This window comes from Mycolicibacillus trivialis, assembly GCF_002102395.1.
Classification (GTDB): Bacteria; Actinomycetota; Actinomycetes; order Mycobacteriales; family Mycobacteriaceae; genus Mycobacterium; species Mycobacterium triviale.
Genome location: NZ_LQPZ01000011.1, coordinates 35,044 through 46,135 on the forward strand (window position 1 = coordinate 35,044; position 11,092 = coordinate 46,135).

Here is an 11,092-nt window from a genome sequence, read left to right on the forward strand (position 1 = left end):
ATCCGGTTGCTGTGCAACGGGTTGCATAGGGGGTGCGCGGCGACATACGCTGCCCCGGTGCCGTTGCCCCACGCGATCCTGGTGTCGCTGTGCGAACAGGCCGGCTCCGGCTACGAGCTGGCCCGCCGGTTCGACCGCTCGATCGGTTATTTCTGGGCGGCCAGCCACCAGCAGATCTATCGGACCCTGCGCACGATGGAGAACGACGGCTGGGTGGAGGCCACCACCGTCGCCCAGCAGGGCCGACCCGACAAGAAGGTCTATTCGGTGGCCGACGCGGGCCGCACCGAGTTGGCCCGCTGGATCGCCGCGCCGCTGGTCGGCCGGGGCAGCGCGGTGGCCGACAACCGCACCCGCGACGTCGCGGTCAAGGTGCGCGGCGCCGCTTACGGCGACCGCGCCGCGCTCTGTGAGCAGATCGCCGCGCTGCGGGCCGAACGCGCCGAGCTGCTCGAGACCTACCGCGGATTCGCCGCCGGTCAATTCCCCGACCCGGCAGCCCTCCACGGCAGCGCGTTGCACCAGTACCTGGTGCTGCGCGGCGGGATTCGCGCCGAGGAGAGCGCCCTCGCCTGGCTCGACGAGGTAACCGACGCACTGCAGGAGAAACCATGACCGATTCCTTCCCCCACCTGCTGTCCCCCCTCGACCTGGGATTCACCACCCTGCGCAACCGCGTGGTCATGGGCTCGATGCACACCGGACTGGAGGACCGAGCCGGTGACACCGACCGACTCGCGGCGTATTTCGCGACCCGGGCGCGCGGCGGGGTGGGCCTGATCATCACCGGTGGATACGCGCCCAACCGAACCGGTTGGCTGTTGCCGTTCGCCTCGCAACTGATCAGCTCCGCAGAAGCGCGCAGGCACCGGCGCATCACCGGCGCAGTGCACGACGAGGGCGGCAAGATCCTGCTGCAGGTCCTGCACGCCGGCCGCTACTCCTACCACCCGCTGTCGATGAGCGCCTCGGCGATCAAGTCGCCGATCACCCCGTTCCGGCCGCGGCGGATGTCGGGCAAGACGGTGCGCTCCACGATCGAGGACTTCGTGCGCTGTGCACGGCTGGCCCGCGAGGCCGGCTACGACGGCGTCGAGATCATGGGCAGCGAGGGCTATCTGGTCAACCAGTTCCTCGCGCCGCGCACCAACAAACGCACCGACGCGTGGGGCGGCAGCCCGGAGAAGCGGCGACGGTTTCCGGTGGAGATCGTGCGCCGCACCCGCGCCGCCCTCGGCGAGGACTTCATCATCTGCTACCGGATGTCGATGGCCGACTACGTCGAGGACGGCCAGACCTGGGAGGAGATCCTGGACCTCGCCGGTGAGATCGAGGCGGCCGGAGCGACCATGATCAACTCCGGATTCGGCTGGCATGAGGCCCGCGTGCCGACCATCGTCACCTCGGTGCCCAACAGCGCGTTCGTCGATCTCAGCGCCGCCGTGGCCGGGCAGGTCCAGATCCCGGTGGTCGCCTCCAACCGGATCAACATGCCGCAGGCTGCCGAACAGATCCTCAGCGACACTGCGGTGCAACTCATCTCGATGGCCCGGCCGATGCTGGCCGACCCCGACTGGGTGCGCAAGGCCCAGGCGGGCCGCGCCGAGGAGATCAACACCTGCATCTCCTGCAACCAGGCCTGCCTCGATCACGCGTTCGTGCACAAGAAGGTCTCCTGCCTGGTCAACCCGCGCGCCGGTCACGAGACCAAGCTGGTGCTCTCCCCGACCCGGCGCGCCCGGACGGTGGCGGTCGTCGGCGCCGGTCCGGCCGGGTTGGCCACCGCGGTCAGCGCCGCCGAGCGCGGCCACGCCGTCACCCTGTTCGACGGCAACGAGTTCATCGGCGGGCAATTCGACCTGGCCAAGCGAATCCCCGGCAAGGAGGAGTTCGCCGAGACGATCCGCTACTACACCACCATGTTGGAGAAATACGGCGTCGAACTGCGCCTGGGCACCCGCGCCGATGTCGCGGGCGTCGCCGGGTTCGATGAGGTGGTGCTGGCCACCGGTGTGGTTCCTCGCATCCCGGAGATCACCGGCATCGAGCACCCGATGGTGCTGTCCTACCCCGACGCCATCACCGGGGTGGCGGACGTTGGGAGATCCGTGGCCGTGATCGGCGCCGGGGGAATCGGTTTCGATGTGAGCGAGCTGCTGGTCACCGATGAGTCACCGACGCTGAACCTCAAGGAGTGGCGCACCGAGTGGGGCGTCTCGGACTCCCCGACCGCACGCGGCGGGCTGGCCACCCCGCTGCCCGCGGCTCCGGCTCGGGAGGTGTTCCTGCTGCAGCGCACCAAGGGCCGCCAGGGCACCCGGCTGGGTAAAACGACCGGGTGGGTGCACCGGGCGTCGCTGAAAGCCAAGGATGTCCAGCAGCTCTCGGAGGTCAACTACGAGTGGATCGACGACGACGGTCTGCACATCAGCTTCGGACCCGATCGACGTGATCCGCGCCTGCTCGCGGTCGACAACGTGGTGGTCTGCGCCGGGCAGGAGCCGGTACGCGACCTCGAGGACGGACTGCGTGCGGCCGGAGCGTCACCGCACATCATCGGCGGTGCGGCCCGCGCCGCCGAACTCGACGCCAAACGCGCCATCAAGCAGGGCACCGAGTTGGCCGCCCGGCTGTGATCAGCTGCCGGCGGCCAGTTCCCCGGCCAGCGTGACCGGCTGGTAGGTGGTGGTGCGCTGACGCGCCGGCCGGCCGATGCCCTCGGCGATCGAGACCAGTTCGGCCACGGTTTTCGCCGAGCCGTGCTCGGAGCCGGCCATCCGGGAGATGGTCTCCTCCATCAGCGTGCCGCCCAGGTCGTTGGCGCCGCCGCGCAACATCACCTGGGTGTGGCCGACCCCGAGTTTCACCCAGCTGGTCTGGATGTTGGGGATACGGCCGTGCAGCATGATCCGGGCCAGCGCGTGCACCGCCCGGTTGTCGCGGTGGCTCGGGCCGGGCCGCGCCGCACCGGCCAGATACAGCGGTGAGCTCTGGTGGACGAACGGCAGCGGCACGAATTCGGTGAAACCGCCGGTGCGGTCCTGGATTCCGCGCAAGACGTTGAGGTGACCGACCCAGTGCCGGGGGTGGTCGACGTGGCCGTACATCATCGTCGAACTCGACCGCAGCCCCACTTCGTGGGCGGTGGTGATCACCTCGGCCCACATCGAGGCGGGCAGCTTGCCCTTGGTCAGGACCCAGCGCACCTCGTCGTCGAGGATTTCGGCTGCGGTGCCGGGGATGCTGCCCAGTCCCGCTTCGCGCAGGCTGGTCAGCCAGTCGCGAATGCTCAACCCGCTCTTGGTCACCCCGTTGGTGATCTCCATCGGCGAGAAGGCGTGCACGTGCATCGACGGCACCCGGTCTTTGACGGCGCGGACCAGGTCGGCGTACCCGGTGACCGGAAGCTCGGGGTCGATGCCGCCTTGCATGCAGACCTCGGTCGCGCCGGCGACGTGGGCCTGCCACGCCCGGTCGGCGACCTCGTCGGTGGACAGGGAGAACGCGTCGGCGTCGCCTTTGCGTTGGGCGAAGGCGCAGAACCGGCACCCGACGTAGCAGATGTTGGTGAAGTTGATGTTGCGGTTGATCACGTAGGTGACGTCGTCGCCGACGGTGTCGCGGCGCAGTGAATCGGCCAGGGCGGCAACCGCGTCCAGTGCGGGGCCGTCGGCGGTGGCCAGCGCGAGGTAGTCGTCGTCGCTGCAGCCGGCCGGGTCCTTCTCCGCGGCGCGCAGTGCGGCGAGCACGTCGGTGTCGATGCGTTCGGGAGCACGCGCGGCCAACTGTTCCACCCGGTCGCGGATGGAGTCCCAGTCCCCGAAGGCCGAATCGAGGTCGCTGCGGGTAGCGGTGTTTCGCCCGGCGGTGTCGATCGCGGCGTGCAGGTCCGCCCGGCCGGTGGTGATCGCCTCGTCGGGCTCCTGCCACGGCATCCCGACGGGGTTGACCTCGCGCGCCCAGCCGGTCTGCGGATCGGCCAGCGCGGCAACGTGCGCGCGGACCCGCGGGTCGATCCAGGCGTCGCCGGCCTGCACGTAGGCCGGTTGTGCGGTGAGCCGCTCCACCAGGTCGTAGCCGGCCTCGGCGGTGACGGTGGCCAGTTCGTCGAGTGCGGGCCAGGGCCGTTCGGGGTTGACGTGGTCTGGGGTGAGCGGGGAGACCCCGCCCCAGTCGTCGACGCCTGCGTCGATCAGTCCCAGACATTCGGTGCGCGACACCAGGTTCGGCGGCGCCTGAATCCGCATCTTGGGGCCCAGCACCAGCCGGGCCACCGCGACCGTCGCCAAGAAGTCGTCGATCACCGCGTCGGGGGCGGCTGCCATCGCGGTGTGGGCCTTGGCGCGGAAGTTCTGCACGATCACTTCCTGGATGTGGCCGAACTCCTTGCCGATCTTGCGGATGGCGTGCAGGGTGTCGGCGCGCTCGGTCAGGTTCTCGCCGATACCGACCAGCAGGCCGGTGGTGAACGGGATCGACAGCCGGCCGGCATCGGTCAGTGTGCGCAACCGCACCGCCGGGTCCTTGTCGGGGCTGCCGTAGTGGGCCAGGCCCTTGGTCTCGAACAGCCGCCGCGAGGTGGTCTCCAGCATCATGCCCATCGACGGTGCGACGGGCTTGAGCAGCGACATCTCCGACCAGCTCATCACGCCGGGGTTCAGGTGCGGCAGCAGGCCGGTCTCCTCCAGCACCCGGATGGCCATCGCGCGCACGTAGGACAGGGTGGAGTCGTAGCCGCGTTCCTCGAGCCACTGACGCGCTTCGGGCCAGCGCGCTTCGGGCCGGTCGCCGAGGGTGAAAAGCGCTTCCTTGCAGCCGACTTCGGCGCCGCGGCGGGCGACGTCGAGGATCTCGTCGGGCTCCATGTACATGCCCTTGCCCTGGGCGCGCAGCTTGCCAGGCACGGTGACGAACGTGCAGTAGTGGCAAGTGTCGCGGCAAAGGTGGGTGACCGGGATGAACACCTTGCGGGAATAGCTGATGGGCAGCCGACCGGTCGCGCCGCGGCGGCCGGCCGATTCCAGCCCGGCGTCGCGCACCCGGGCCGCGCTGGCACACAGGTCGGCCAGGTCATCGCCGCGGGCGGTCAGCGCGATCGCCGCCTCGTCGATGTTGAGGGTCACTCCGTCGCGGGCGCGGCGCAGCACCCGCCGCAGCGCAGACCGGCTGGGGGTGGGATGGGCCGCGGGCACGCCGGTGCCGTGGTCGGGGGTCACAGCCACGGCGGCAGTGTCCGCATCCGATCAAGTGTCACTGCGCGCACCTCACATTCCTCGCCAGTTCGTGCGCCGACATACCTGTTCACCCTATCCCCGCTCGCGATGGGGCCGGTCAGCGCGGTCGCTCCGCACGTTTTGCCACGAAGAGCCACCGCGGCTGTGCTTGCACCGCTAGGTTCAAGGGCATCGAACGGGCTGCGGAGGGGACTGAATGCACGCTGGTGACAGACCTCTTTTGTTGCCGGGAACAGCGCTGATCAGCGCCGCGGCGGTTGTCTTGGCGCCTAGTACGGTGCCCGAGACCAGCTGGAGCGGCTCGCCGCTGGGCATGCGGCTCAGCGCGAGCGTGCAGGCCTTCGACCCGCTCGACGACCTGCTGAGCCTGGCGGGGAGCTGGGGACCGCAGCTCCTCGATCCGGTGGAGCTGGCGGTGACCGCGCCACCGGCGGCAGCCGGGACGATCGGGGCCGCGATCGAGGGGCTCTACAACACCCTGGAAGGCTGGGTCCGTTACGGAGTCGAGTTGGCAGAGTGGGCGGTGGGTTGGGTGCCGCTGATCGGGCTGGCCGCCGGGCAGATTCCGATCTTCTACGACCTGGGCGAATCAGTAGTGCGGAGCCTGCTGTTCACCACCATCGCCTGGCTGGACGGCAGCATCGGCTTCGGTACCGGACTGGCCGACATCGGCACCGACATCGCCGCCGCGATCGGCACATTCTTCCAGGACCAGATCGACTGGCTCTTCAGTTGGCTGCCACCGCTGCCGGGACCGCTCGGGCTCGATCTCGCCGCGGCCGGACTGCCTCAACTGCTGACGTCGCTGGGGCTGAGCGCGGACGCCCTACCCGCCCTTGGCGGAGACCTGCTCGGCAACCTCGGCGGGACCCTCGGCGACCTGCTGCTGAACCTGATCCCCTGACTTCTCAGGGGCGTTGTCGGACTCCGCGGCCAGCGCGGCCTGGACCTCCTGCTCGCGTTCCTCAAGCACCCGTTTGCGGTGCCACAGCACCCAGCCCGGCGGGCCGGCGCCGAAGACGATGAGCAGCAGGACGCCGTAGCCCATCAGGCCCCGGCCACCGAAGATGGTGTCGTCGGCGGGGCCGCCGAAGGTCATTGCGGCCACCGCCAGCAGCCAGGTCCACAGCGGCAGCGCGACGATGCGCGGTGAGTCGGTCCAGTAGCGCGCGGCCCAGACCAGAGCCGCGTTGACCAGCCCGCTGATGAGCGCGCTCACGGGGAACGGGACCGGGCCGAGATAGGACGGCAACAAAAAGGCGGCCGCCACGGCGGAGAGGACGCCGTCGACGGCCAGCAGGGTTAGGACGACGAAGCGGGCGACGGGGCCCGCCGTGTTGCTATTCGATTCTGTCGGGGTGACAGATGGGCTCAAGTCGGGATGCTGTCGAGCAAACCGACCAGCGACCCCACCACCCACTGGTACTGGTCGGCGCGCAACTGCCAGCGCTCCAGGTTGTCATCCATGTCCGGGTCCATACCCATGCCTTCCGTTGGTGCCGTGCACTGGTGCCTTCGGCGGCTCACTGCTGGGCTTATCCTAACGCGCCGAGCCCTCGGTGAGATCAACTCCGGCGAGGAGATCCGTCTCCCATCCGCGCGCGTCAGCCTCGCCCGCCGTACCGGCGGCCAGGATGTAGTGCTCGGCGGCCAGGATCGGTAGCGCCAGTTCGTTGGACAGGGCGAACGCCCGCTCGGTCGGGCCGACGCTGACCTGGGTGGCGTGGGCTCGCATCGCGGCGATCTTGGCCGGCAACACGGCGGCGTCGTCGATCACCGCGGTGATCTGGTCATCGGAGACTCCGAAGCCGATGTCGTTGCCGGGCACGCGCTGCCAACCGGGCGCCAGGTCCTCGCTTTTCAGTGCCTCCAGACCGGCCGTGGTGGCACTCGCCGAGGTCACCGTCCAATAGAGCTTCGGCACCCGCCACAGCCGGCCCGGGTAGTCGGTGGCCTCCCCCGCCGCGGCGACGGCTGCGGTGGTGACGGTGTGGGTGTGGACGTGGTCCGGGTGGCCGTAGCCGCCGGCGGGGTCGTAGGTGACCACGACGTGGGGCCGTAGCTCGCGGATGATCGCCACCAGCGCGCCGACGGTGTCGCGTTCGGCGGCGTCGATGAATCGGCCCCAGCGTCGCGGCGGGGTGTCGGGCATGCCGGAGTCGCGCCAGCGACCCGGCCCGCCCAGAAACGTCGGCGCGCCGGCGCCCAGAGCGGCCAGCGCCGCGGTCAGCTCGCCGATGCGGTAGCCGCCGAGCTGGTCGGCCTGGTCGACGGCGAGCCGGGCGTAGCGCTCCCCGATGACCTCGCCCTCCTCGCCGAGCGTGCAGGTCACCACGTGCACCTGTGCGCCACGGGCCACGTAGTGGGCGATGGTCGCCCCGGTGGTCAGCGTCTCGTCGTCAGGGTGGGCGTGGACGAACAGCAGGCGGGGCGTTGCGGGCATGACTTGATGATCCACAACTGGCTTCCTGCGGGTCGAGGACGCCAACTCCGCCGCAGCGTGGATTTAGAACATTGATCCGAGGACGGCCAGCAAGTAATCCAACGGGTTGAAGTCGCCGAAAACATCGCCGAGGAAGTTCAGTGGGTTCAATCCGGCCACGAGGCCGCCCAGGTCGGCCAAGGTCATGTATCCCTGCCCAAGTACGCCGGCGAGGCCCCCGATGTCACCGGAGTTGAAGACGCCAGAATCGAGCGCACCAACACCGATCAAGAGTGACTCGGTCATTTTTGTCGGATCGAAATCAGCACCAAGCATTCCGAGGAACCCCTGCTGTCCCGCATCCAGGAACATATTGAAAGTGTTGAACGCACGGTTGACGACCCCATTCAGAATGCTGTCGGGCGCCTTGTAAATCAGTTCCGAATCTCCAAGTAGTCCCGAGACCAACTTGAACAACGGCGAAACGAATTCCTCAAGCCCCCGTTCGCCGACGGTCAGTAATTCGTTAAAGTCCTTGATTCCATTAACAAGACCTTCGTTGATCAGAGATTTTTCGAGCTCAAAAAGGTTTTCCAAGAGGCCTTCTCCAGGGATACCGGTAAGGTTATCTATCACCTTAAATCCTTGGTTGAAGGAGCCTATTAACCCACCCACTTCGCCCGTGTTCAACGGCCAAGTTGGGTCAGTGCCATGAAGGAGGCTTTGCGTAATGGCCAGCGGCCCCGCTTCGGCACCACCTACACCAAGCACACCCCGCAAGCCCTGCTCACCGGAGTCGAGCAACATATTGAAGGAATTAAAGCCACGGTTCAAACTTCCCGCGAATATGCTGTCTGACCCCAGCGGGTCTTCGTAGCCCAATGTAGCCATCAACTTGAAAACAGCTTCTTGGAAGCCCATCTCAGTGTCGAGAAGCCCTTTATTTGCGGACAGTAACCGCGAGATGGAATCCGTGCCGTAATCGGTCAGCCAACCATGCAAGTCCGCAGCGAACCCGTCCGCCGCCACCAACTGAATCTCCGGCACCTGAACATCCGGCACCACCGACGCCACCGGCGTGACGGCAATCATCCCGGCGGCGGCCAACGCAACACCAGCGGTAACAACGGGTCGAACAGCGATCTCCATGGTTGCTTCCCTCCGTACCCCGGCGGCGGCGCCATGCGCCCCACACCGATCGAGATTAGCTTAAAAAATGCTGAGACACAATCAGCTGTAGCCCGCAAAATGTGTGGATTCGGAAGGAAACTAGGTGCGCGGGTCCGGCCGCTAGGGCGCGGTCTTGAGCCACTTCCCCGCGTTGCCGACGATGCCCACCGGCACCGCCCCGGAGAGCTCCACGTTCTCCACGCTGGGTCCGGCCGCCACGATGGTGGTGTCCTGCAGGATCGGCAGCACCGTGGCCATGCTCCACAGCTGCGGCTCGACCGTCTTGATCACCTCGGCGATCGGCTTGCTGCCGTCCAGCGCGGCATCGATGTTGGCCTGCAGGCTGCCGTCACAGATCCCGGTGACGTTCGACGGCGCCTGAATCAGCGTGCCCGAGTCGGTGTCGGCGGGAGCGCTCGGCGTGGTCGTCGGGGTCTGCACGGTAGTGCTCGGCGCGGCCGTCGTGCTGGTCGGGGCGGTGCCGTCGGCCGCGGTGGTCGGCACCGGGGTGGCCTGCAGGGCGCTGCACCCGAACCGCGACGCCAGCCGCGTCGCCAGGTCACCGCCGGCGCGGCGCCACCCGACGACGGCGTCGACCCGGTTGTTGACCAGGGCGTCGCCGTAGAGCGCCACCGGGTCCAGCGCCTGCACGGTGGCGGCGATGCCGACGTCGCGCAGTTGGTCGGCGACGGTGTTGGCCACCGCGACCGCGGTCGGGTCGTTGACCGCCGCCCCGATGGCCAGCGCCATCTGTTCACCGTTCTTGCTGACCCGCCCGCGGGTGATCACCGGCGACGTCGACGGCGTCGGGCTCGTCGTGGGAGCCGGGGTGGCGGTCGGGTCACTCTCGACGAGATAGCCGGCTCCGGCCAGCAGGTCCAGCGCCTCGGCGCGCGACAGCGCCGGAGGCGCGGTCGGCACGTAGCTCGGGTCGCTGGGTGTGCGCACCTGCGCCCGGTCCAGGGTGATGGTGTTGTCGCTGCCGGCGCCGACGGCGGCCAGCAGGTTGACGTCGAGCAGGCCCAGCACCGCGCGACGCACCTGGGTGTCGCGCAGTGTCGGGGTGCTCGCCCGCAGCGCCAGCTCCAGCACCCGCGGGGTGACGATCCGGTCGGTGCGCACCTCCGGGATCGCGGAGAGCTGCGCGAAGGCCGCCGACCCGCCGTGCACCTGGGCGACCTGGGTGTCGCTGTTGCGGATCGAGTCGGCCAGCGCGGCCGGTGCGCCGGCCCGGCGGAACAGGATCAGGTCCGGCACCGCCGGTGGGCCCCAGTAGCGGTCGTTGCGGGCCAGCAGGATGATGTCGCGCTGCGGGTCGATGTTCTCCACCCGGAACTGCCCGCCGGTGACCGGCAGCGCGCGGGCCAGCCCGGCGGCGAACCCGCCGGGCACGTCCTTGACGATGTGCGCGGGCAGGATGTTGTTGAACAGCTCCCGCCAGGCCGGATAGGGCTTGGTGAAGGTCACCACGGCGGTCTTGCCGCCCTCCAGCGACTGCACCCCGGTGATCAGGTCATAGCCGGCCGGGTCGACCACGCCGGGCTGGCTGACCATCTGGCGCCACAGGTACCAGAAGTCATCGGCGGCGATCGGCGCGTTGTCGGTCCAGGAGGCCTCCGGCCGGATCCGGTACCGCACCGTGAACGGGCTGTCGTTGGTCACCTCGGCCGACACCAGCAGCGTCGGGTCCATCTCCCACCGCGACCCGGTCGGTGTACTCGAGTCCGCGATCGGCCGGAACGCGCTGGGCAGCACCAGCGAGCTGACCGCCGCACTGACCGGGGAGAGGTCGGAGAGCAGGTGCGGGTTGAAGCCGGGCCCGATCCAGTCGATGGCCATGATGATCTGGGTGATCCGCGACGACGGCGGCGGCAGGTTCTGGGTGGTCTCGGTGCTCTGCGGCGCCGGCGGCGGGTTGACCATGCAGCCGGTCACCGTGAGCAACAGCGCGGAAAACACTGCCCCCAGCAGCAGGGCGGTCCGGTGGCCTGGCTCTGACACGCTCCACAGGCTATCGGGACTTCGCTTATCCGCGGACCTGGGCGGCTCGAGCAGAGCCGCTCCGCGGAATAACGGCGACACATTGCTCGTTGGCACAGACTTCCATCGCGCGCTTCCAATCCGGCTGGATGGGCCTTGCCAAGGTCGCGGCTTACATTGGTCGTCAAGGCCCGCATGGTGGTCGGTTGTGAATCCCCCCGGCGTGTCCGGAGACTTTCTAGGTTGAGACTCCGGCGGCTGCCGGGGTCTGGTGGTGAGCGTAGTT

The 11,092-nt window shown here is 68.6% G+C and carries 7 protein-coding genes and 1 pseudogene; 3 read left to right on the forward strand and 5 right to left on the reverse strand.

Annotated features, from left to right (window positions below):
* Positions 1-57: 57 nt before the first annotated feature.
* Together AWC30_RS03290 and AWC30_RS03295 are read left to right on the forward strand one after the other, a co-directional pair.
* A complete protein-coding gene (locus AWC30_RS03290; protein ID WP_085108744.1) occupies positions 58-615 on the forward strand; it encodes a PadR family transcriptional regulator in 558 nt (185 codons plus the stop codon).
* Positions 612-2,636 carry an NADPH-dependent 2,4-dienoyl-CoA reductase gene (locus tag AWC30_RS03295; protein WP_085108745.1) on the forward strand — a complete coding sequence of 675 codons (2,025 nt, stop codon included), beginning with the start codon at positions 612-614 and terminating at the stop codon, positions 2,634-2,636. Before AWC30_RS03290 ends, AWC30_RS03295 begins: the two co-directional genes overlap by 4 nt.
* Here AWC30_RS03295 and AWC30_RS03300 read toward each other — a convergent pair whose 3' ends face one another.
* Positions 2,637-5,222, reverse strand: coding sequence for a bifunctional FO biosynthesis protein CofGH (locus AWC30_RS03300; RefSeq protein WP_085108747.1), 2,586 nt, complete (start codon positions 5,220-5,222; stop codon positions 2,637-2,639).
* A 289-nt stretch (positions 5,223-5,511) separates the two neighbouring features.
* Here AWC30_RS03300 and AWC30_RS03305 point away from each other — a divergent pair, with 289 nt between their 5' ends.
* The gene (locus AWC30_RS03305) at positions 5,512-6,138 is read left to right on the forward strand and encodes a hypothetical protein (protein WP_085108749.1); all 627 of its coding nucleotides are present in this window, start codon (positions 5,512-5,514) and stop codon (positions 6,136-6,138) included.
* Positions 6,139-6,207: 69 nt separating this feature from the next.
* Here the strand turns inward: AWC30_RS03305 and AWC30_RS03310 are convergent.
* From AWC30_RS03310 to AWC30_RS03325, 4 genes and pseudogenes are all read right to left on the reverse strand, one after another.
* Positions 6,208-6,654, reverse strand: a pseudogene (locus tag AWC30_RS03310) (hypothetical protein); the annotation flags it as partial.
* Between the two features lie 120 nt (positions 6,655-6,774).
* A complete protein-coding gene (gene mshB, locus AWC30_RS03315; protein WP_085108751.1) occupies positions 6,775-7,677 on the reverse strand; it encodes an N-acetyl-1-D-myo-inositol-2-amino-2-deoxy-alpha-D-glucopyranoside deacetylase in 903 nt (300 codons plus the stop codon).
* 63 nt (positions 7,678-7,740) lie between these two features.
* Positions 7,741-8,805, reverse strand: a complete 1,065-nt coding sequence (locus AWC30_RS03320) for a hypothetical protein (RefSeq protein WP_133053645.1) — start codon at positions 8,803-8,805, stop codon at positions 7,741-7,743.
* 141 nt (positions 8,806-8,946) lie between these two features.
* On the reverse strand, positions 8,947-10,836 hold the full coding sequence (locus tag AWC30_RS03325) for an ABC transporter family substrate-binding protein (RefSeq protein ID WP_372507184.1): 1,890 nt from the start codon (positions 10,834-10,836) through the stop codon (positions 8,947-8,949).
* Positions 10,837-11,092 lie beyond the last annotated feature (256 nt).

What these genes read in the sequence shown, in the direction of transcription:
- AWC30_RS03295 (WP_085108745.1), top strand. Translation starts at nt 612, where the DNA reads ATGACCGATTCCTTCCCCCACCTGCTGTCCCCCCTCGACCTGGGATTC.
- mshB (WP_085108751.1), bottom strand. Translation starts at nt 7,677, where the DNA reads ATGCCCGCAACGCCCCGCCTGCTGTTCGTCCACGCCCACCCTGACGAC.
- AWC30_RS03320 (WP_133053645.1), bottom strand. Translation starts at nt 8,805, where the DNA reads ATGGAGATCGCTGTTCGACCCGTTGTTACCGCTGGTGTTGCGTTGGCC.